Annotated in this window: 19 protein-coding genes; 13 read left to right on the top strand and 6 right to left on the bottom strand. The window is 54.6% G+C overall.

The features are described 5' to 3' along the window. Positions 1-228: 228 nt before the first annotated feature. A complete protein-coding gene (locus FC75_RS01770) occupies positions 229-2367 on the top strand; it encodes a glycoside hydrolase family 65 protein (RefSeq protein ID WP_056988959.1) in 2139 nt (712 codons plus the stop codon). Between the two features lie 132 nt (positions 2368-2499). Here FC75_RS01770 and FC75_RS01775 read toward each other — a convergent pair whose 3' ends face one another. From FC75_RS01775 to FC75_RS01785, 3 genes are all read right to left on the bottom strand, one after another. Next, positions 2500-3276 (bottom strand): GntR family transcriptional regulator, encoded by a 777-nt coding sequence (locus tag FC75_RS01775; RefSeq protein ID WP_082623078.1) that lies wholly within the window; start codon positions 3274-3276, stop codon positions 2500-2502. 74 nt (positions 3277-3350) lie between these two features. Then, complete coding sequence (locus tag FC75_RS01780) at positions 3351-3560, bottom strand: hypothetical protein (RefSeq protein ID WP_056988960.1); 210 nt, start codon at positions 3558-3560, stop codon at positions 3351-3353. A gap of 27 nt (positions 3561-3587) precedes the next feature. After that, positions 3588-4313 (bottom strand): GntR family transcriptional regulator, encoded by a 726-nt coding sequence (locus FC75_RS01785; protein WP_054664256.1) that lies wholly within the window; start codon positions 4311-4313, stop codon positions 3588-3590. A 184-nt stretch (positions 4314-4497) separates the two neighbouring features. Between FC75_RS01785 and FC75_RS01790 the strand changes: the two genes are divergently transcribed. The 11 genes from FC75_RS01790 (at position 4498) to FC75_RS01840 (ending at position 19314) form a co-directional block, all read left to right on the top strand. After that, the gene (locus FC75_RS01790; RefSeq protein WP_056988961.1) at positions 4498-4803 is read left to right on the top strand and encodes a PTS sugar transporter subunit IIB; all 306 of its coding nucleotides are present in this window, start codon (positions 4498-4500) and stop codon (positions 4801-4803) included. 36 nt (positions 4804-4839) lie between these two features. After that, positions 4840-6261 (top strand): PTS sugar transporter subunit IIC, encoded by a 1422-nt coding sequence (locus FC75_RS01795; RefSeq protein ID WP_082623079.1) that lies wholly within the window; start codon positions 4840-4842, stop codon positions 6259-6261. 32 nt (positions 6262-6293) lie between these two features. Then, a complete protein-coding gene (locus FC75_RS01800) occupies positions 6294-8579 on the top strand; it encodes a glycoside hydrolase family 31 protein (protein WP_056988962.1) in 2286 nt (761 codons plus the stop codon). After that, positions 8576-8893, top strand: a complete 318-nt coding sequence (locus FC75_RS01805) for a PTS lactose/cellobiose transporter subunit IIA (protein WP_054664265.1) — start codon at positions 8576-8578, stop codon at positions 8891-8893. Before FC75_RS01800 ends, FC75_RS01805 begins: the two co-directional genes overlap by 4 nt. 128 nt (positions 8894-9021) lie before the next feature. Then, positions 9022-10413 (top strand): glycoside hydrolase family 1 protein, encoded by a 1392-nt coding sequence (locus FC75_RS01810; protein ID WP_056988963.1) that lies wholly within the window; start codon positions 9022-9024, stop codon positions 10411-10413. After that, positions 10413-11762, top strand: a complete 1350-nt coding sequence (locus FC75_RS01815; protein ID WP_056988964.1) for a glycoside hydrolase family 28 protein — start codon at positions 10413-10415, stop codon at positions 11760-11762. Before FC75_RS01810 ends, FC75_RS01815 begins: the two co-directional genes overlap by 1 nt. Positions 11763-11778: 16 nt before the next feature. Next, positions 11779-13773 (top strand): glutaminase domain-containing protein, encoded by a 1995-nt coding sequence (locus FC75_RS01820; protein ID WP_056988965.1) that lies wholly within the window; start codon positions 11779-11781, stop codon positions 13771-13773. Between the two features lie 14 nt (positions 13774-13787). After that, positions 13788-15917, top strand: coding sequence for a GH92 family glycosyl hydrolase (locus FC75_RS01825; protein WP_056988966.1), 2130 nt, complete (start codon positions 13788-13790; stop codon positions 15915-15917). Between the two features lie 4 nt (positions 15918-15921). Then, positions 15922-16734 (top strand): Cof-type HAD-IIB family hydrolase, encoded by an 813-nt coding sequence (locus FC75_RS01830; protein ID WP_056988967.1) that lies wholly within the window; start codon positions 15922-15924, stop codon positions 16732-16734. A gap of 1 nt (position 16735) precedes the next feature. Continuing rightward, positions 16736-18088 (top strand): glycoside hydrolase family 28 protein, encoded by a 1353-nt coding sequence (locus FC75_RS01835; protein ID WP_054664282.1) that lies wholly within the window; start codon positions 16736-16738, stop codon positions 18086-18088. 11 nt (positions 18089-18099) lie between these two features. Next, positions 18100-19314: a glycoside hydrolase family 28 protein gene (locus tag FC75_RS01840; protein ID WP_056988968.1), complete on the top strand. Its 1215-nt coding sequence runs from the start codon at positions 18100-18102 to the stop codon at positions 19312-19314. Positions 19315-19401: 87 nt separating this feature from the next. Here the strand turns inward: FC75_RS01840 and FC75_RS01845 are convergent, their stop codons facing one another. The 3 genes from FC75_RS01845 to FC75_RS01855 form a co-directional block, all read right to left on the bottom strand. Further along, on the bottom strand, positions 19402-20139 hold the full coding sequence (locus FC75_RS01845) for a hypothetical protein (RefSeq protein WP_056988969.1): 738 nt from the start codon (positions 20137-20139) through the stop codon (positions 19402-19404). Further along, on the bottom strand, positions 20136-21002 hold the full coding sequence (locus FC75_RS01850) for a hypothetical protein (RefSeq protein ID WP_235808684.1): 867 nt from the start codon (positions 21000-21002) through the stop codon (positions 20136-20138). Before FC75_RS01850 ends, FC75_RS01845 begins: the two co-directional genes overlap by 4 nt. Positions 21003-21789: 787 nt before the next feature. Next, positions 21790-22515 carry a GntR family transcriptional regulator gene (locus FC75_RS01855; RefSeq protein ID WP_162261091.1) on the bottom strand — a complete coding sequence of 242 codons (726 nt, stop codon included), beginning with the start codon at positions 22513-22515 and terminating at the stop codon, positions 21790-21792. Between the two features lie 139 nt (positions 22516-22654). On the opposite strand from FC75_RS01855, the gene FC75_RS01860 reads away from it, so the two are divergent. Next, a partial coding sequence (locus tag FC75_RS01860) for a hypothetical protein (RefSeq protein WP_156403557.1) occupies positions 22655-23351 on the top strand: 697 nt, incomplete at its 3' end.

Here is a 23351-nt window from a genome sequence, read left to right on the forward strand (position 1 = left end):
AAACAGACGAAACTTTATATTATTTCATCTGTCAACTTGACAGGGCCAAGTGCAAATTCATTTTGACGGGTGTTTTTTGATTGGGGGAAGGCCGGTGGAGGTGAGGTTGATTTGGAGACCTTGCATCGCGAACAGTGCCGGCTCAGCGTGCTACACTTTTAGGTGAGGCCTCTGTGTGCGGCTGGGTTTTCGTGAGCAGCACCCGAGGCGATAGACGGGAGTGAAGTTATGAAGGATTTATCCAAAATGATGACGCTAGCCGATGTGTCTTCCCAAAAGCCGGCGTATTTAGCGACCATTTTTGCGCAAGGCAACGGGCACTTCGGCATGCGGGCGAGCGCCCCGACCGACGCCGAAAGCGGCGGGACGATCGTGAACGGATTTTACGAAAGCTCGCCGATCCAGTACGGTGAAAAGGCCTTCGGGTACGCGGAGAATAACCAAACGGCGGTGCTCCTGCCGGATCTGCGGCGGATGAGCATTCGCAACGCCGAAGAGCAGCCATTTTTGGCCGAGGCGCCGAGCAGCCTGAAATTCGACTTGGCCAGTGGTGAGCTGCGCGGGGTATGGCCGCTGCGCGATCCTTCAGGCAGCCGCCTGGAACTGACCGTGGTCAGCGTGTTGGGACAAACGCTCGACCAGTTTGCTTTGATCACGTATCAACTTAGATCGGTCGATTATCGCGGCCTGCTGACGGTGTCGAATCACCTGACAATGCCGGTGTTTGGCGCCGCCACTGATGACCCGCGGCAGCCGCGACCGATTCATACGCTGCAAGTCAGCGCGACGCAAAAGGATGCCGTCAGTGAAACCATGCGGATCAAGGCGCCAACCAGCGGCCAGCAGATCACACTGAAGCTGGCCTGCCAGGACGGGTTGGACCGCGTGCAGCCAATCGTGCCAGAGCAGGTGCTGACGCGGGCAGTGATTGCGTCCGTGTCGCGGATCAATCGCCAGGCGTCGCGCAAGCGCGTCACGCCAGACGCCTTGCAGGCCGATGCCAAGCAGTTTTGGACCGACTTCTGGGCCAAGGCCGACGTGCAGATCGAAGGCGCCCCGGCGCTGAACCGCGCACTGCACTTCAACCTGTTTCAGCTGGTCAGCTCGGCGGGCCGCGGGGGCTTGACCAACGTTGCCGCCAAGGGCGTGTCCGGCGTCGGCTACGAGGGCCACTACTTCTGGGACACCGAGATGTACATGCTGCCGTTTTACACCTACGCGACGCCGGACATTGCCAAAGCACTGCTGACGTACCGGTATCACGTCCTGCCGCAGGCCAAAAAGCAGGCGCGGATTGTCGGTGTCAAGGATGGCGCGCTGTTTTCCTGGCGGACGATCAACGGTGAAGAAGCCAGCGCGTACTTTCCCGCCAGCACCGCGCAGTTCCACATCGATGCCGACATTGCGTACGCGGTGGACCGTTACGTGCAAGTCACCGGGGACGAGACGTTTCTGCATGCGTGTGGGCTCGAGATCATTGCCGAAACCGCGAAGTTTTGGCTGCATTTTGGCGCGTGGAGTCCGGTCGACGGCAAGCAGCGGTTCTGCTTCTTTGACGTGACCGGCCCCGATGAGTATTCCGCGATGGTCAACAACAATTACTACACCAACCGCATGGCGAAGCACAATCTGAGCTTAGCGGTCGACTGGGGCCGGCGCTTTCCTGAAGAAGCCCAACAATTCGGCCTGGATGACGCAACGCTGACGGCGATGGCGAAGGCGGCCGCGGCAGTTGAGCTGCCCTTTGACGCGCAGCTTGGCATCAATGCGCAGGATGACGAGGCGTTCAAGAAACCGATTTGGCCGTTTGCCGACACGCCCAAGGATAAGTATCCGCTGCTGTTGCACTATCACCCGCTGACGTTATACCGTTACCAGGTCAACAAGCAGGCCGACACGCTGCTGGCGGATTACCTGTTCGATGACGTTCCGGCGGCTCAGCTGAGGCGCGAGTACGCGTATTACGAAAAAATCACGACGCACGACTCGTCGCTGTCTCGCTCGATTTTCAGTGCGCTGGCGGCGCGCATGGGCGACGAAAAGCGCGCCTACGATTACTTCATGGACACGGTGCGAATGGATCTCATCGACTTGCAGGGCAACGCCACCGACGGGCTGCACGTCGCCAACTTGGGCGGCAGCTGGCTCAGCGTCGTCACCGGGTTCGCCGGCGTTCGGCGCCGCAGCGGTCAGCTGGTGATCGAAAATCACCTGCCGAAAGCCTGGCGCAAGCTGGTGATCAACCTGCAGTACCAGGGCCGACACTTGCGGCTGACACTGACGCACAACAAAACGGTCGTTGACCTGGTCGAAGGGACGCCGCTGACAGTGCGCGTCGATGGCCAAGAGCGGCCGCTAAAAAACTAAAATAGTCCGGTTGCCAACGCGGTGATACCTGAATGCAGGCGTCAGTGCGAGGGAACCGGACTATTTTCATGATGTCGTGAAAGTTTCATGTGAAACATGGGGGCGGGCTGACTAATTTTCAATCTTGGCTTTTCACTCAGTTTTACTGGTTGCGGGGCGCTTTTTGTTGCTCGTGCGGCGACTCGTTTTTTTCATTGGGAACGGTGCAATTTTGATCTCGGCGCTGACCCGGGTCGTCTCATACGGAAAATGGACCTCAGAGTAGTCGAAGGGCTTACCCTCATCGGTGTAATTGACCTGCTTAATGGCCAGGACCGGATCGTGCAGCTTGGCGCCCAGCGCGTCAACGTCCTTGGCAGTGGCTTTAATGGCAAAGACCTTGCGGTGCGAGCCGGCGATCCGCACACCGTGGGCCTTGAGCGCCGCGTAGATCGACCCCTCCAGGATCTTTTCCGTGAGCGTCATGATTGCGACGGGCATGATGGTGTGTTCATAAGAGTACGTGCGGCCATCGACATAGCGGACCCGCTCGATGACGTACACGGGGTCGGCGGCGCCAATCATCAGCGCGCGCTGCTCGTCCTTGTTGGCTAGCCGCGCGGAGAAGCTCAGGACCTTACTGGTCACCTTGTGGCCCTTCATGGTCTCGGTGGTGCCGACCGGTCGGGTCAGCGGTGTCACAGCGGACTGCTCAGGCCGAAAATCCTTCCGCAAAAAGGTCCCCGCACCGCGCTTCGAATAAACAACGCCGTCCATCATCAGCGACTGGAGCGCCTTGTGGATCGTTTGCCGCGTCGTGTGAAAGTGCTGGGCCAGCCATTCCTGACTGGGCAGAGGATCGCCTGGGGCGTAGGTGCCATCGGTGAACATTTTCTTTAATGATTCAGTGATTTCCTGATATCTGTACATGATTTCAGCTTCTGTTCCGCTATTGGCGTGGTGTGGCGCGTGTTCGCAATCCTAAATCCAGCCAGCAAGTCAGATTACGATAAATTGAGCAGCAGGGCCACCGCAATGGCCAACAGAAATACGGTGAGGCTGGCCCGGAGCCCAATGCCCATCATCCGGATCAAGGCCCCGTCGTTCTGCTTGAGGTCGGGCTTAACGCGCCGGTAGTAGTACATGGTGTGACGGCCGGCCCAGACGCTTAGCAGGATCATCACGACGGCGATGCCAATATTTAAAATTCTCATGTTGGGGCTTCTTTCTTTGTTTGTCGGTTACCGCATTTCAACGGTGTGGAAGGTGTGCTTGTCGGAGCGATACCGGGAAATCGTGTATTCAAAGACCTGACCGGTGTCGAGGAACACTTGAGATTCGATTTGCAGCAGCGGCAGCGTCTGGGGGATCTGGAGCTGCTTGGCTTCTTCCTCGGTCGGCATGACCGCGGAGATATTTTCGTGTGCGCTTTGGATCTTGACCCCGCCGCTTTCCTCTGCAAAGGTGTACAGCGAGTCGACCACATTATCGAATCGCAGGCCCATCAGCAGACTAATGGGGATGAAGGTGCGTTGAAACGTCACCGGCGCTTTATTCACTTTGCGCACGCGCACCAAGTGGTAGACAAACTCACGCGGCTTGATATTCAGCTTGGTGGCGATGTCTTCGTCTGCTTGCTCGATGTTGAAATAAAGCACGTCGCTGGATACCGCCTGGTCGGGGTGCTTTTCGGTAAAGCCGCGGTACTGAATGGGACTCGTGGCTTCGTCGCCAAGGTCATCCATGTTGAATTCCTTAACGAAGGTGCCGGCGCCGCGCCGCTTGACCACGTAGCCCTCTTGGACCAGCATGTCGATGGCTTTCTTGATGGTCGTCCGGCTGACGTCGTACTGAATCTCCATATCGCGTTCCAAAGGGAGCTGCTGGTTTTTCTTGTACAAGCCACTCAATATTTTCTTGCGGACATCATAGGCAATCTGCTCATATTTGGTTAGATCGTCAGCCATCGAATGCACACCACGCTTTCTTTTTATCCATTGAATGCTCTGCTCAATTCATTATAGTTTAAGTTTGACATGACGGCACCAAAAAAGCAAAAGACACGTCTTTTTAAAAAAAGGTCTTTACGTTTAAAAGAAAGCGCTCTACAATGTACCTGTTGAAAGCGGAAACAGACAGGAGGAAATTAACATGAAGATTTCATTGTTTTGCAATGCCGGGATGTCTACCAGCCTTGTCGCAGCCAAGATGAAGAAGTATTACGAAGCTCAAGGCAAGGACTACGACGTTGAAGCGTATGATTTTTCCCAGTTGCTTGACGAAGGTGACGAAAGCGACGTGATCGTGCTCGCACCGCAAGTCGGCTGGGCTTATGACGATACCGTCAAGGATTATCCGAACGCCAAAGTCATGGCGTTGACCCTGGATCAGTTTGGGTCAATGAATGGTGAAGTAGTTGGTAAGGCGGTTCAACAGTTTATTGATAGTGGTAAGTAATATAATTTAGCAATTTTTCGAAAGTAGGCGAACAGCATGGATAATAAGAAGCAGCAAACAGGACTGCAAAAAGCCCAGCAGATCCTTACCAAATACATGGGTAAGATTGCCGGCAACAAGTTCCTGTTAACTCTTCGTGATACCTTCATCATGGCCTCCACGCCACTGATGATCGCTGGTTTCGCCATCATGATCAGTTCCGTTATTCTGGATCCAGCCAATGGGTTGATTTTTGGGGCTCAGGGGTTGCACTTAGGACAACTGATCGCTGGTGGTAGTAATAAAGCTTGGCTGGCTTCTGGCTTTGCCAAAGAGTTAGTTAAGCTGCAAGGGGTGTTCGGGCTGGTTTCAAACGGGACCATGAACCTGAACGCTGTCCTGATCGTTGCCGGGTTTGCGTTCTTCGGGACGCGGCGGTTCTTCCGTAGCAATAAGGAACCAATCATGGTCAGTCTCTACGCATTGGCCGATTTCTTCATTGTTCTGCCATACAACTACACCGGTACCACAGCTTCAGGCAAAACCGCTACTTTGATCAACACCCTGAACCCGACCTTCTTGGGCCAGGATGGGATCTTCACCGGCTTAATTATGGCCGGCTTGACGTTCTGGATCTTCAACGTGCTGCAGGAACACCACATCGTGATTACGATGCCAGATTCAGTGCCACCAGCGGTTGCCCACAGTTTTGAATCCTTGATTCCTGGCGCCGCGGCAATCGGCATGTCGATCGTGATCGCTTCGATTTTTGGGGCCTTCCACACGACCTTACCAGAAGCAATTATCGCCGGCCTGCAAAAGCCAGCGCTGGCTGCGGCTTCAACGCCATTCTTTGCTGAAATTCAAATTTTAACGCAGCCATTGCTTCAGTGGTTCGGGATTCACGGCACTTCTGTTTGGGGCCCAATCGATGGCCTGACCTGGAACATCAACGATAATGAAAACATTCTTGGCAAGGCGCACCACATTTACACCACCCTGTTCATGAACTTCAGTGTTGTTTCTTCAGGGACTTTGACCCTTGGCCCGATTCTCGCCGTTCTGATCTTTGGGAAGGCGAAGGACCAGCGCGCGGTTGCCAAAGTTGCGATTGCGCCAGGGATCTTCAACATTAGTGAGCCAACGACTTATGGCCTGCCAATTATCCTGAACCCGATTTACTTCATTCCTTACATGCTGTCCTGGCAGACCAACTTCTGGATCGCATACTGGTTGACTAAAGCGGGGTTGATTCCAATCATTGTCAACAATGTTCCTTGGACGGTGCCGCCGGTTCTTTCCGGGCTGCTGTATTCTGGCAGTTGGACCGGTGCCGCTTACCAGATCTTAGCAACGGCAATGACCATTGCGCTTTATATGCCATTTGTTAAGATCAACGATTCGATCAACGAGGAGCGGGCGGCCAAAATCGCTGCCGGCGAGGACGTTGGTCCAAGCATGAAGGTCAAGGCACAATAATCATTTGGTTTAATTGAGAGGAGCTCACACTCTTGGAAGAAAAGATCATCAACAAGCCCATCAATAACTGGGACTATCAAGATGACGACAGAATCTTTTATAAGCACGGGATGGATTACGATTTTGCTGAAACTGCTGGTGAACCGACAGTCGATCCGCGGAATGTCGTTCACGTTCCGGTGACGTTGGTTTCAGGCAAGGAATGTGTTCTCAGTATCGCTTTTGTGAACGCAAAGGTGGTCAAGATTCATTTCGATACGGCTGTGGCTAACGCTGAGTTGCCTGATAGCAATTACATCGAACCTGCCTTTGAGCGCTTCATTGCGCCCACTGTTGACGCCGATGCGAAGACGATTACGCTAACGTGCAAGATGACACATGTTGAGATCGCGCGGCAGGACTTTTGCCTGCAGGCGTTTGTCGGTGCCAAGCGCGTTTTCAAGACATCGACTAAAAAGATTTCCCGTCAGTTTGTTACCCCAGGGCTGGGCCAGCGCGTCCACGAAAACGGGGACCGCGATGCTTTTCTTTCATGGGATATCGATAACGGCGACGCGTTCTACGGCTTGGGTGAGAAATTCGGCCGGGTCGAAAAAAGCCAGACCAGAAGTGTTTCCTGGGCCATGGACGCGGATGGGTCAAACAGCACAGACCTTGCGTATAAGGATTATCCTGTACTGCTTTCAACGGCAGGGTTTGGGCTGATGCTGGCGACCGCTCGGCGCAACAAGTGGGATATCGGAAACTTCTGCTACTCATCGGCAACGGTGATGTCAGAAAGCCCGATTCTGAATGCTTACCTGTTCTTTGGGAAAACGCTGAAGGACCTGATTGGCACTGAAAGTCAGATCGTTGGCCGGCCGGGGATGCCAGCGCCGTGGACACTTGGCGTTTGGTACAGCCGCTGTGCTTACCAGAACCGCAACGAGTTCCTACAAGTTGCCAAGGACTTAAAGGCCCACGACTTGCCGTTCGATATGCTGCACAACGATGTGGCCTGGGGCAAGAACTACTGGTACCCCAAGTACTGGGTTGATTGCTGCGATTTCGAATGGGACGACAAGGACTGGCCAGAGCCCAAGCAAATGTATCAGGAGCTGTGGGACGAAGGCATCGGGACCAGCATTTGGTTGAACCCGTACCTGCCGCCGAACACGGATGCGTACCGCGAAGCCGAGCAAAAAGGCTACCTAGTCAAAACGACTAGCGGCGGGGTGGCACATGTCACTCGCCGACTGGTCAGCGATGTTGGGATTCCTGATTTGACTAATCCGAATGCGTATAACTGGTGGAAAGAGCACGTTAAAGGGCTTTTGAAGCTAGGCATTCGGGTGGTCAAGCCAGACTACACCGACCGCATTCCGGATAATGCGCTGTTTGCCAATGGCTATACCGGGGTCGACATGCACAATATGTACATCAATTTGTACATCAAAGCCTGCTATGAGGCGACTGAGGAAGTGCAGGGTACTGGCCTGGTTTGGAAGCGGCCTGGTTTTCTGGGTACGACGAAGTATCCCGGGACTTGGTCCGGAGATGTGGAGTCCACCTTTGAAGGCATGCGCTTTACGTTGCGTGGTGCGCTGTCCGTTGGGTTTGCCGGCGAAGTGCTCTGGAGCTCCGATATTTCGGGGTTCAAGGGCAAGGACCCGGATCCCGAGCTGTACATCCGCTGGTCGCAGATGGGGCTGCTTTGCTCCCTGGCGCGGTATCACGGCGTCAGCCCGCGTGAACCTTGGTACTTTGGCGACAAGGCCGTCGACGTGGTTCGTCGCTATAGCAAACTGCGCTACCACCTCGCGCCATACTATCTGCAAACCTTGTACGAAGCCACCCAGACTGGTTTGCCCGTGATGCGGCATTTGGGGCTTGAATACCCCGATGATCGGGTCGCCCGGCAGACGGATGACGAATTCTTGATCGGCAGTGACTTGCTGGTCGCGCCTGTCCTTGAAAAAGGGGCAACGCGGCGCCAGGTTTACCTGCCGGCCGGCGATTGGTATGAGCTGCACAGCGGCCGTTGGTACACAGGCCGCACAGTCGTGGACCTGCCGGTGACGCTTGATGATATTCCCGTGTTTGTCAAGGCTGGGTCAGCCATACCCACATTCAAACACGATCTCCCTAATCTCAAGCACATCGACGGTGAACCAATCGAATTTGTCGAGTTTGGTGAAGTGACTGGCCAGCCTGAAAACTTCCTGGTTGACGACGCGCGCAAGGCGCATCGCTACACCATTCAAGACAATCAGGTAACCAGCGACTATCCGGCGAGCTTCACGGTTCGCAAGATCACTGCTAGGAGGCATGCAGAATGAACGAAGAAGACGCACAAGTGGCAATGAAGATCATCTACTACGCAGGCAATGCGAAGTCGTCAGCGCTGCTGGCGATCGATGCCGCTTTTGCCGGCGATCAGGCGAAGGCCCAGACCAAGCTTGACGAGGCGAAAAAGCAGTTGAATGACGCCCACAATATCCAAACTGGGCTCATGACGGATGAAATGAACGGCAAAATGATCGAGAAATCGATCATCCTGATTCATGCGCAGGACCAATTCATGGCGGCCAATACCGAAATTGAACTGGGTGAGCGCCTGATGAAGTTTGCCGCCAAAGTATTAAAGGACTAATTGATGCGCGCTCTGTATTCACTCAACGAATAGGAGCAAGCAGCGTTAGCAACGCGATGAGGCTCCCAAAGATGACATCTCTGGGGGCCTTGTCTGCTTTAAGGACATATAACGAAGGAGAATTGCACATGACAAAAGCATTTCCGAAAGATTTTCTGTGGGGCAACTCGGTTTCCAGCATGCAAACAGAAGGCGGCTGGGACGCCGACGGCAAGGGCAAGTCAGTGTACGACATCAAGACGGCCGGCGAGCACCGCTCGGACTGGAAAGTTGCCATCGATGACTATCATCGCTACCAGGAAGATTTTGACTACATGCAGCAGCTGGGCATGAACTGCTACCGGTTCCAGATTTCCTGGAGCCGCGTTCAGCCGGATGGCCAGGGGGCCTTCAATGAGGCCGGGATCGCCTACTACGATAAGTTTATCGATGAATTGTTAAAGCGCGGCATCCAGCCGATGGTATGCCTCTACCACTTTGACATGCCGCTGGCGTTGGCCAAAAAGTACGACGGTTTTGTCAGTCGCGAGGTCACCGATGCGTTTGTGAAGTACGGCATCGAAATGGTCAAGCGGTTCGGCGACAAGGTCAAGTACTGGCTGACCTTTAATGAACAAAACCTGTACAACACGCCTGGTGCCTCGACGTTTGCCGGTAACCTGAAGACCCCGGAAACCGAGTCTCTGATTTACACGATCGGCCACCACGTCATGCTGGCGCACGCGCAAATTGCCAACTACATTCACGAACACACCAACGATCAGATCGGTGGGATGCTGGCTTACCAGGAAGTTTATCCAGCCAGTTGCAAGCCGGAAGACATTTTGGCGGCGCGCAAGATCGACGAGTTCTACAACAACAACTTGCTTGATGTCTTCACGCGCGGCGAGTATTCTCCCGAAGTCATGACCTTCCTCAAGGACCACAAGATCGACTTTGACTTCCGCGATGGCGACGCCGAGCTTCTCGCGCCGACGCGCAGCGATTTTCTCCCGTTCAGCTACTACCGGACGACCACCGTCAACGCGTCCAAGATCCCTGCTGGGACGACACCGACCTACTTCCTCGAAAAAGGCGGGCAGGACAATCCGAACCTGAAGACCACGGCGGAGTGGAACTGGCAGATCGATCCGCTTGGTTTCCGCGACATTATCGACAAGATGTACGCCCGGTATCGGGTACCGATCTTCCCAATCGAAAACGGGATCGGTGTGATCGAGCACTGGGACGGTGAACACGAAATTCAAGACGATTACCGGATCCAGTACCATCAGCAGCACTTGCAGGCCATGCGAGACGCGATGTTCGAAGACGGTGTGCCGGTGGTCGGCTACCTCGGCTGGGGTCTGATCGACATTCTGAGCTCACAGGGTGACATGCGCAAGCGGTACGGCGTGGTTTACGTCAACCGGACAAACCACGATCTGCGCGACTTGAAGCGGATGCCGAAGAAGAGTTTCCACTGGCTGCAGCGCGTGATCAAGACCAACGGTGCAGCGCTGGATGAGGAGGCAAAATAATGAGTGTATCAATCGAAGATTTTGGGGCCAAGGAGACTGCCGATAACAATGCGGTGGCCATTCAAAAGGCCATCGACTCGCTGACTAATGGCGGCACCGTCGAGATTCCTGCCGGCACCTGGGTGTCCGGGACACTGCAGCTTAAGCCTAACGTGCGGCTGCACCTGGACCATGGCGCGGTTTTGAAGGGCTCGCCGCGCATGGCGGATTACCCGGATACTGGGTTGTACCACAACGAACTTGGCAAGGTCAAAGGGCTGATTTACGCCAAAGATGCTGAGAATATTACCATCGATGGGGATGGCTTGATCGATTACAACGGTCTGGGCTTCTTTGATTTCACCCGGCCGAATAATCCGGTGTTGGACTACAGCAACTACAGTGATGACCAGAAAAAGCAGTTTGCCGTCAAATTCACCGAGCGGCCGACTAGCATGATGTTCCTGCAGCACTGCCCAGGCCTCAACATCAAGGATGTTCACGTCAAGGATGCGGCTTCCTGGGATATTGTGCTGACGGCCTGTGACCACGTCAAGATCGTCAACCTCACGATTTCCAGCAATCAGCGCATTCCGAATGACGATGGGATCCATCTTTGCGGCTGCCGCGACGTGGTCATTGCTAACTGTGACCTGCAAACCGGGGACGATTGCATCGCCATCACCAACATCACCGACTGGGAGCGCGAGACGCGCAATATCACGGTCACTAACTGTGTGCTGTCCTCGTCTTCCACAGGGATCCGCATTGGGTACTGGCGCAGCAAGATCGATCACGTTCAGATCAGCAACTGCACCATCAGCGATTCCAGCCGCGGCGTTTTGATCAACGCCAACAATGCCGGATACGTGCGCAACGTCATGATCAACCAGCTCAGCTACGTTGGTCGGCCGCATGCCGGCGCTTGGTGGGGCAACGGTGAAGCAATTTATGTCAACGCCGTGCCTTACAAGCTGGACAGCCAGACTGACCACCAGTTTGACCAGGCTGATGTCTTCCCGAACGTTCAAAATGTCCGCGTGACCCACCTGAACGCGATCAGTAACATTGGGATCGTGATGGTTGGCGACAAGAAGAACATCCAGGACTTCACCATTGCCGATGCTGACATCACCATGATCAACAGCGTCAACCGCGATGTGCTGGGGGATGACATCTCGCTCAGCCCGATTCAGCGTGACATCAAGGTGCCAGAAGGAGCCGAATACTGGCTCTACGCCGAGGAAGTCAAGGACAGTCAGGTCACCGGCGTGAAGGTTCACAATCGCCTCCAGCAGCCGCTGACACAGGTCGAACAAAAAGTGGTCAAGTGCGATCACCTGCGCGTTGACGCGACTTATTGTGACTAAGGAGGGAAGACCCAGCATGGAGCGGATTCCCTCGGTACCGCTGGTGGTCAATGATCCGTACTTTTCGATCTGGTCACCGGCCGACCGGCTGACGGATGTCAACACGGTCAGCTGGACGGGTAAAAAAATGCCCATTAAGGCGACGCTGGTGATCGACGGCCAGCCGCTGCGGGTGATTGGGACTGATGAACACCTGCCGGCTATGCGCCAAAGTGACTTGGTCATTGAGCCCACGCAAACCATTGCGGCTTTTGAAGCGGCAGGGGTCGCGCTTGAGCTACGGTTTGCGCAGCGTTTTGACCTGAGCAAACTTGAAACCATTGCCGAACCGATCACTTACTTTTCCGCCAAGGCGACGGTCCTTGACGGGCAGGCCCACGACCTGAAATTAAGCGTCAGCCTGGACGCCTGCATCACCTATGAACACTTGGAGCCAGGCCGGCTGGCCGCGAGGCATTTCGACATGTCAAACAGCCAAAGTGTCTGTGTTGGCAAGTCTCGCCAGACGCCGCTGAACGGGTCTGGTGATTTGACAGACATTGACTGGGGTTACCTGTATCTCGCGTGCCCGGCGGATGGGCGTAGTCAGGTCAATGCCGTCAGCGACTGGCAGGACCATGCGCTGCGCGGCGATCTGGATCTGTCCACCACGGCGGAAGCGGTCGGGCACCTGCTGATTGCTTACGACGATGTGCAGTCGATCAACTATTTCGGTCACATTCAGTCTGCGTACTGGAAGCAGGAGTGGCCGTCGATGCCGGCACTACTGGATCGACGTACGGTTGAATTGCCAGAAATCTTGGCCGATTGCCAGCGACTGGATCGGGATTTGGATCAACAGGCCGAGACGGTGGGCGGCGATGCTTACCGGCTGGTTTGCGCAACCGCTTACCGGCAAGCCATTGCGGACCACAAACTGATCCGGGATGAAACCGGGCAGCCGATCCTGCTCGGCAAGGAGTGCACCTCCAACGGGTGTCTTGGCACCGTCGATGTCAGCTTCCCAGTTTCACCGCTGTTTTTGGCCTACAACCCAGCCTTAGTTCAGGCCTTGTTGCGGCCGGTGTTCCGGTTCGCAGCGCTACCGGCCTGGCCGTATCAGTACGCGCCGCATGATGTCGGCCGGTACCCGTATGCGACCGGGCAGGTTTACGGGCTGAGTCATCCGCGGACGCCAAACGACGGCATTCACCTGGAAGGTTTTGATACCGTGCCGATGCTTTATCAGTACCCGGCCAATGCGGATCTGTACCGCGAGTACTACCAGATGCCGCTTGAAGAATCCGCAGACATGGTGCTGCTGGCCTGTGCCAGCGACGCTAAGCTGCACAACGGGTTCGTGGCTCAGCATCGCGCGCAGCTGCTGAGTTGGGCGGATTATCTGATTCAAAATGGTCAGGATCCGGCCGATCAGCTGTGCACGGATGACTTTTCCGGTCATTTGGCCCATAACGTTAATTTGGCCTTGAAGGCCGTGCTCGCAATCGGCGCGCTTGGGCAAAGCTTGACCGAAGCGGGGTTAACTGCTGAGGCGGGGAAACTCATTGATGCCGCTAAACGCATGGCGGCTCAGTGGGAACAAGAAGCGGCCAGTACAACTGATACCCGCCTCGCGTTTGATAAGCCTGAGACGTGGTCGACCAAGTACAACCTCATCTGGGACGACTTGCTTGACTTGCATTTGATTTCGCCAGAAGTGAAGCAGCGAGAGTTGAACCGTTATCAGGCTGAGCTTAAGCCTTATGGCGTGCCACTAGATGGCCGAGATACCGTCGTTAAGGCGGACTGGCTGATGTGGGCGGCTTCTGAGGCGGTGGGGACTGCGGACCTTACGCAGTTTGTCACCCCACTGGCGAAATTTTTGCACGAAACGCCTGACCGCGTGCCGTTCTCCGACCGGTTTGATGCTGTTTCTGGGCGTGACATTGAGTGGTATAACCGCAGTGTCATTGGCGGGGTCTTTATGCCGATTCTCCGGCAGCAACAACTAGCTGAGAAAGCGGCTAAATAGTGGAGGCTGAAGTAATGGATGTGGAAAAAATCGATACGCGGCAGGGAACGAAGAACTCCTTTGCACTGTCTCACGGTAATTGTCTGCCGCTGACCGGCCTGCCATTCGGCGCAAATTATTTTGCGGTTGAGACCGGTAGCGGTGCTTGGTGGTTCGACCCCGACGCGGAGCACTACCACGGGTTTCGGCTGACCCACCAGGCGACGGTCTGGGGTGGCCCGGAAGGGGATTATTGCAGCCTGGGTTTGCTGCCATTTTCAACGCCGAACCGTGGGATTATTGACGTGCCATTTGAGCCTGCTGAGTCGGCCTTTCATCCCGACCGACTGACGATCAGGCAGGCCAACGCAGATCTGACCACGACCTTGGTGCCGACCATGTATGGCGCGGCACTAGAGACGACCTCTGGGTTTGCGGACCTTGGATTGATCATCAGTTTTCCTTCGACTGGCGCGCTCACCCGCGTCGATGGGCAGGTGATCGAGGGGTATACGTTGCAGCGGCATGCCTTGGCCGGGCACACTGCTAAACAGTACTTCCATCTTGAAGCCAGTCGGTCAGTTGAGCAGCGGACCACGCTGCCAAACGGCCAAGAGATGTTGGACTTTGCACCGGCTAGCGAGGCTCTGACGCTGCGACTGGGGACTTCTTACATCAGTCCTGAGTTTGCGGTAAGGAATATGCCAACTGCCTCCTTGACGGCGCTGGCACAGGCGGCTCGAAAAGCTTGGCAAGAAAAGCTGGTCAAGGTTGAGGTGACGAGTCGCAACCAGGATCAGGTGAAGACTTTCTACCACATGATGTACCGCGCGTTTCTGTTCCCGGAGCGCATGTACGAGCTGGACGAAAACGGTCAGCCAGTGCATCGCGATCTCTATGCGAACCAAGTGCGGCCAGGTTTTCTCTACACTGGCACCGGGACTTGGGACATGGCGCGCACGACGTATCCGCTGTATTCACTGATTGAAACAGATGAGTACGAGCAGATTCTTTCTGGTTTTCTGAACAGTTATCGGGAAAGCGGCTATCTCCCGAAGTGGCTGAACCCGCAAGACAATGGGGGGATGTCAGGCAACCTGATTGAAGCCGTGATCGCAGATGCGGCCGTCAAGGCGGTCGCCAAGGATAAGATGCCGGCGTTTCTTGACGCTCTGTTGGCTGGAGCCGAGCAGCAGGATCCGCAGGGCATGCGGGGCCGGCGGTACGCAGACGATTACCGCAAGCTCGGCTACATTCCAGGCAATATCCGCGAATCCGTCAACAATACGCTGGACTACAGCTATGGCGACTTTTGCATCAGTGTCGTCGCTAAGATCGTTGGTAACAGTGAAGTCTACGACCAATACCGGCCGGGCGGCCTGAACTATCGCCAGCTCTTCTCGAAAAAGGCTGGTTTCATGGTGGCTAAGGAGCCAGACGGTCAGTTCCGCCAGGACTTCAAGGATACATCTTGGACTCGGGACTACACGGAAGGGTCTGCTTGGCAGTCGACTTTTGCGGTTCCTCACGATATCCAGGGCCTGATTAACCTGTACGGTGGCAATCAGCCGTTTCTGGCGGTGCTTTCCCGGTTGGCTAACTCACAGCCCACTTACGATGCCGGTCCACGGGATCACATCACACACGAAATGACCGAAATGAGCAAGAATCAGTTTGGGCAAATCAACATTGGCGATCAGCCGAGCTTCCATTTACCATACCTGTTCCATTTTGTCGGCAAACCGTATTACGCTCAGCCGCTGCTCAAGCAGCTGATGACGCGCCTGTTTTCGGCAGGAGTGAAAGGTTATCCCGGCGATGAGGACAACGGCAGTATGTCGGCCTGGTACATTTTTAATGCCCTTGGGCTGTATCCGTTTTGCCCAGGTACCGGTGAATACCTGATCGGGATCCCCCTGTTTGATGAAGCCAAGGTCCACCTTTCAAACGGTCAAACCGTGCGAATCACCGCCTCGTCGAATCATCCGCAACAGCAGTTTGTGGACTCGCTGACGCGCGATGGGAAACCGTTCAAAACGTCCTTCATCACCCATGACCAGCTGCTGCAGACGAACCAGTTGCAGTTTGCCTTAGGGACGGTGCCCAACCCATTCTGTTTCGATGATACTAAGCGGCCCTTCAGTCTCAGTCAGCCGGAGGAATAGCACGATGATCAAACTGTTTGGTACTGATTTGGATGGCACGTTTTTAGATAATCACAGTCAAATCTCAGCGGCTAACCGCGAGGCAGTTCATGCTGCCCAGCGGTCGGGCCGCTTCTTTGCGATATGCTCGGGCTGGACGCCAGCTGATATTGCGGCGCTTTACCAAGACCGGCTGGGGACAACGGGTTATGGGGTGTGTCTTAACGGGGCGCTTGTGGTCGGGCCGGAGCAGACACGCTACTTTGATCATCCGATGCCCAAAGAGGTGGCGCGGTGGGCGTTTCGCATGGCCAAGCACTATTTGATCCACCTCCAGTTGGTGTCGGATCAAGGCGAGATCGAGTATCAGCCGGACCTGGCCCGGGGTCGGTTTGAGGAGCGACATCCGCGGTTTGTTTCCGACATTGGTGAGTTAGACGAGTTGCTCGATCATTACCGGATCTATAAATTCACGCTACAGTCCCCGCCTGGCAACGGGTTAGCGTTGGAATGGTGCGCGCGCTCAATGCGTAAACTGCCGCTGCATTTTACCCGCTCGGGCCCGTACTACTACGAAGGCAATCAGCAGGGTATCACGAAATACACGGGGATCGCGCACCTTGCTGAGCACTTGGGGTTCACCCCGGCAGAATGCATGTGTTTCGGCAACGAAAAAAATGACATCGAAATGCTGAAGAATGTTGGCTACGGCGTGGCGATGGCGAATGCGATTCCGGAGGTGAAGGCCGTTGCGCGCCTGACCACCGCCAGCAATGAGGAAGATGGGGTCGCGAAAATGATCAATCAAGTGGTTTCGGGTCAATTTATGGAGGAATAACATGAACACCGTTAATATTGCGGATTATGGTGCCAGCACTGAGGCTAAGAATAACGCCAGCTCAATTCAGAAAGCGATCGATGCCGCGGCCAAGATTGGCGGTACAGTTGTCGTGCCGGCCGGCGTGTTTCAGAGTGGCTCGCTTGAACTGAAGCCCCATGTCGGCCTTCATCTGGCGGAAAATGCCGTGCTGAAGGGTTCACCAGACTTGGCAGACTATCCTGACACCGGACTGGTCCATAACGAAATGGGGCCGGTGCGCGGGCTGTTACACGCCAAAGATGCCGCGGGTATCACCATCGACGGTACTGGCGTGATTGATTACAACGGCATGGGCTTTTTCGACTTTTCTCGGCCGAATAATCAAGGCTTTGATTATTCTCACTACTCAGCAGAACAGCTGAAGCAGTTTGCCGCACACCACGACGACCGGCCGACCAGCATGACGTTCCTGCAGGGGTGCGATGATTTGGTGATCCGTGATGTGACCCTGACCAACGCCAGCAACTGGGATGTGGTACTGACCGATTGTGACAACGTCAAGGTGGTGAACATCACAATCAAGAGCACGCAGCGGGTCCCAAATGACGACGGTATTCATCTTTGCGGCTGCCGGCAGGTGCAGATCACGGGTTGCAACATTACGACCGGCGATGATTGCATTGCCATCACCGGGATCACTGATTGGGTCCGGGAAGAGCGCGACATTGTCATTGCCAACTGCATCCTGTCCTCCAGTTCGTCAGGGATTCGGCTGGGCGGCTGGCGCAGCAAGATCAAGCGCGTGACGATCAGCAACTGCCTGATTCGTGATGCCGGCCGTGGGGTGGTCATGAGTGCGTGCCACAGTGGCTACGTGAAGGACGTGACCGTTGACGGCTTGACGTTTGTCGGCCGACCGCGAGCCGGCGCTTGGTGGGGCGGCGGCGAGGCCTTTTACCTTGAGGCAATCCCTAGCGATAATGAGGCGATGAAGGACAAGCCCTGGGACCGCGGCGACCGCTTCCCGAACATTGCTAACATTCAACTGAGCCATCTCAACCTGCGCAGCAACATTGGCATCATCATTGTAGGGGCCAAACAGAACATTACCGACGTCATGATTCAGGACGCAGAAATCACGATGATCACCAGTCAAAATCGCGGTGTCTTGGGCGACGAGATCGACCTGTCACCGGTGCCGCGCAAGTTGACTGTGCCGAAAGGAACTTGCTACTGGCTGTATGTGGAGGAAGCGGCGAATGTGAAAGTCACCGGCGTGCGGGTCCACAATGAGCTGACGACGCCGCTGAAGCAGATTGATGAGCGGCAGGTCAACGCAAGGAATCTTCAGCTTGAGTACACAATTGTGTGAGGAGCAGGGCAATGAAACTATTTTCCTCTGAAACAATGCCGAAAAACGGCGCAAACGTGACCACGCAGTTGCAAACGGCAATTGATCAAGCGGCCGCTGCATCGGCAGATCATGTCGTCGAGGTCAATTATCGGGGCCGGCTGATTATCGACAAAATTGTTCTGCGCAGCGGGTTGCATCTGGTAATTTCCCAAGGGTGCACGCTCAAAGCTTCCGGTCAGACTGATAAGTATTATTCTCGCCCGGGTCCCTTTGAACGGTTAAATGCAGCTGCTGGGCTGAAAGCAGTCATTGCGGGGGTGAATATCAAAGATGTCACGATCAGAGGCGGAGGTGTCATCGATGGCAATTATCAGGGGTTTCTTTTGCCTGAGCAGCCCACAGTGGGCAGCCTGAAAACTGGCGGTTATCCACGGCCGGAGCTTATCTACTGCCAAGAGACGCAGGGGCTTGAGATTCGTGATGTGACGCTTCTGAATGTGCCATTTTGGACAATCCACCTGGCTGGCTGCACGGCGAGTGTGATCACGCACGTCACGATCTTGAATGATCGCCGAATGCCGAACACGGATGGTATCGATATCGACCGCAGCCGCCAAACCCGGATCAGTCATTGCCTGATCAGCACAGGGGATGATGCGATTTGTGCCAAATGCACTGAGGAGACCAGCCAGCTGGGCAACTGTGAGGACATGCAGGTCAGTGATTGTGTGCTGTCGTCGACCAGCGCGGCAGTGAAGGTCGGCAGCAACAGCTTTGGTGATTTTAGGCGGCTGAGTTTCGACCATTTGACAGTTCTGAACAGCAACCGCGGCTTGGCAATCCAGTTGCGTGATGGTGGCCGGGCGGAGCACATTCGGTTCAGTCACTGTTTCGTCGAGACCAAGCGCTTTTCACCCAACTGGTGGGGCCGCGCGGAACCAATTTATCTCACGGTTGCCAAGCGCGAGGCTGGCAGCGCGCTGTCAACAATCGCCAACGTCACGTTTGAAAATGTGACCGCTGAAGCGGAAAACGGCATTTTCGTGTGGGCCCCAAAGCCCAGTCTGATTGCGGGCTTATCGTTTCAGCACGTGCTGTTGATGCGGCGGCCGGTAGGTGAAGGCGCTGCCGGTGAGTACGACTTGCGGCCTGCCGCGTTCCCACAGCTGGTTCAAGCCCCTAGCCAGTGGCTTGTGGGCCATGGTATTCGAGACGATACGTTGGCGGCGATTCAAGTCGAGTGAGCATCAGCGAGCCGGTGCGTGTTTCACGGGAAACAAAATAAACCCTGAGCAGTGCGTTGAACACTACTCAGGGATTTTTTGCCGGTGCTAAGATTGGGCCTGCTGTCCCAGTTTTAGCCACTTCAGGTACTGCTCGTGGCGAATGACGGGGGTGGTGTAAAGTGCGGGGTCATGATCGAGAAATTCCTGACCGGCAATGGGTTCGACCACCTGCATGCCCTCACCAGGCGCCGGCAGGATCAAGTAGCGCTGCGTGTTAGTCGGGTCCGCTCGCATCTGCTTGAGCAGGTCGGTCCAGAGTCTCTTCTGCTCGCTCAGCTGGTGGCTGACATTGCGCGGCGTTTTGCCGTTGACCTTCGTAATCTCGCGCCACTGACTTTGATAAGAGGCAAACGTCAGCAGGCCGCCGGCGAAGCGCTTGTCCAGGCCCAGACTGATGTGCAGCAGGCTGGACGGTTGACCGGCCGTGCGCCACCACTGTGCCATGTTAAAAATCTTTTTCCGCACGTTTTCGGCTTTGTGCCGATTAGCCGGTGATAAGAGCACAAACGGTTGCGGTTCCCCCGTCACAGTGACGGATTCATCGATCCGCGCGGTCGACTCAGCAATGTCGCGGCCGAAGGGGAAATAAAACTGGTTGCGTGTTGGCGGGGCGGCCAGTCGCGCTGCACGTTCGATCTGGGCGTCGGTCGGATTGTCCAAATCTGGGTCCGCAAACTTGAGCACGTAATGGACCAAGTCGAGTTCGCCGAACCGACCGTCCTGAGTCAGGATCGTCGCCGTTTGGCCGCCTTCGATCAGCCCCTGAAAAAAGTAACGTGTCATGATGATCGTGCCTCCTCATAAGAGAGCCATGCCTGTTGTTTTTCTTTCAAACTGGGTGAAGCTGGCGGTAGGGCGTCAACTGGGCGCCCGGCCGCCAGCCAGTTGCGACGAAAACGGCGCAGTGAGTTTAATAATTCACGGCGTTTGGCCGGATCGAGCGTCTGCTTTTTCATCACGGTTGGCTCGCGGGCCTTGGCTTTCATGATCACGTGCGCGCCCGTTTGGCCGGCCGAGTTGTGGCGCAGATAGATGAACTGTGGTGGGGCGGCGACCGTGCGTTGGACAGCGAAGGGGGCGCGCAGCAGATACGTCGTGCGACTGCCGGCCAGAAGCGCCGGCAGCGCCTGGCGCCTTATCGTCAGCTGCTTATCGTGCATCCGGGCCAAAAGCTCCAGCCAGACGCGGCCTTCGCGGGCAAAAATGCGGTTCTCTTGGTTTTGCAGGGTGTTTAGACTAATGTTTCCGCGCAAGTATTCGGCGCGCCACTTGGCGACGCGGGCCAGCTGGTTGTCTCGACGCAGGAGGCCGGTGGCGAAGGCGCGCAGAGCGTTCTGGTCAACCGTTATGATTTCTTGGCGTGTCTGTTGGATGGCCCGGTGCTGTTTGGTCTTGGTGATGTTGACGGCGGTGACCCGGCCGGTGGCCCGCAGCCGCTCACCCAGCGTCCACACGGTTTTCTGCCAGGCTACTGCGTGGTTGAATTCGACTTGGATTGGCTGGCTGGTGACGGAAAGCGGCTCACCACGGGCATTCCAAAAACTGTCTGCGTATATGACAAGCGTTGGCAGCAGGTCCAGCTCTCCGCCCGGATCGATGACATAACTTATCTGACCATCCATGACCCAGCCTTCGATTGTAAGCATGCTCGGGTCCTGAGGCATTGTGGGTTCCTCCTTTCGATATTTGAGGTCAGTGTAAGCTCGGCATTGGAGAAAATAAAATAATATGCTTGAATAATGATGGTCAAGGGACATTGGCTATAAAACGGATGAAAGTATGGTTTTAGGCACCGTATCTGTATTTATCCATGAGAATGCTGTGAACAAAACGTCAAAATCGTTTACAAAATTCACAATTTAATGTTTGACGGCGCTTTCTAAATGGCGTTATTCTATCCTTGGATGGCGAGTGGGTGAGGAAGGAACAACCTCATCAGCACCACTCGTTGACTACCGGGCAATCCGACCCAAGCCATGGGTTGACCCGGCATGCTGAGCCGCCGATCGGTTGGCTATGAAGACCACACCTGAACGTGTGGGGTCCTTTCAGGACGCATGGCAGGATGCTGCTATCACTTTCCTAACTTAATAAAGCGACCCGAAGCGGCGACGCGACGGGGATAGCAGGCGGGGGATGACCCCGCAATAAAAAGCCACCGGGAGATCCGGTGGCAGGGGACACCATTTCGAGGGGAGTGGTGCCCTTTGCGTGTCTTTGAAACTAAACTTTACTGAGAACAGGTCGCCTTTCCTGAAACTTCCAGGAAAGGCGGCCTGTATTCTTTTCCAATCATAGTTTCAGAAGCGTTTTTGGAGCATAGATGAGCGACTTAATATTTGTCTTTCGATTTTAACTCCTCATTCAAGAAGAAAAGCGGACGTAATAGTGACGGCCTGGCTGGTGGTAAAGTATCCAGATTTATAGCCGTATTTATTCTTGCGAAAAATCAACGTAATAACGGTACTGAGAGCCAATATAGTAGCACTTAGAGAATTCAAAAAAATTATGCGCCTTGTCGTTCGTTAACCGATAGCGTTTTAGGATTGGTTCAGATTCTCTAATCCTAAGCATGTTGCGCACATGCTGATCTGCTAAACCGGCTTCAATATATTCTTGACTTAAGACCGGGTGTATCGAGAACTGACTTAGGTAGTCATAAAACGACTGATAATAATCGCTTGATGCAAGTGAAAACTGTTCTGAGAAGGTAAAAGAGGTTTCAAAGTAAGCAAATGGCTCTTTTAAGGTGCCGCGTAGCCGCTTGAGCACAAGAATTTTACTTCCAGGCAAAGTATGAAGATTTGCTGCCATTGTAGGGTCTGCGTGCGAAATTTCGATCGTCGCTGAAAAAGTGCGGAAGTTTAATCCGAGTTCGCTCATTTCCTTAGTAAAGCTCTTAACCAGCGTATATTGAGGGGGTTTGCGTTCTGAAACAGAGTTCACAAAGGTCCCGACCGGCCTTTTCGTATGTACTAATCGTTCAATTGACAGCTCATTGATTGCTTTGCGAATCGTGATCCGACTGACGTGATAGAGGGTGCACAGCCCATTTTCGGTTGGCAGCTTCTCACCAGCGGGCCAATCGCCGTTATGAATCTTCTTGCGCATATCGTCTGCAATCTGTGCGTAAAGCGGTCTTGAATCCTGATAACTCAAAACAATTCCCCCATTCATTGTTATAACAATGAGCTTCAGCCAAGCTCCTGTAAGGGCTTTTTTATAACATTGAAAGCCTTGCCTAATGCCAAGAAACGGCTTACCGTATTGTTATAACAATGAAACGAGGCAAAAGCAATTGTACGATAGTCAGCCGGCATTAGAAATTAACAATAACAAGATTTTCGGTGTACAAGGGTTTGCCCAGATTCTTGAGGCGTTGAAGCAAAACGTCAAGGAGCGGGTCGTAGCCTTTGAAACCTATCCAGGGGTGTCAACGGCGACCATCGTTTCCGCGCTGAGGCAGGGGTTTCCAAAAAGTCGAATTGTCAGTACTGAGGACCTCCTGATTCCTCAGAAGGAAATAATGAATCAAGTCGAGTCGGATATTTCAACTGATCCCACGTTCGGTCGATTCTCACACCGGAGCTTTACTGAGTTCCTTGATCCAGCTAAGCTCGCGCAGGTGAGAGATCAAGCCAGCAAATTCCCCACTTTCATTGTTGGCATTTGTGCAGCAGATATTATCCCAGGAGCAAAAATTCTTTATTGGGATATTACCCGCCGGGAAATCCTGCTCCGGATGAGTTCCGGTGATTACCACACTTGGTTAAACACGCAAAGTATGGGTGAAAGCGAAATGGTTCGTCACGCCTACTTCTTCGAATGGCCAGCCGCTGATGAGCGCAAGAAGGACCTTTTGACGCGCTGTGCGTATTACGTTGATGCTTCAGACGCCGCCCGGCCGAAGATGCTTAACCGTGCGGATATGCAGGCAATTTTCCTCAATTTTCAAGTCAAGTGCAACGATGATAACGAATCCTTGATAGTGGTCT

Source organism: Lacticaseibacillus camelliae DSM 22697 = JCM 13995 (genome assembly GCF_001436615.1).
Taxonomy (GTDB): domain Bacteria; phylum Bacillota; class Bacilli; order Lactobacillales; family Lactobacillaceae; genus Lacticaseibacillus; species Lacticaseibacillus camelliae.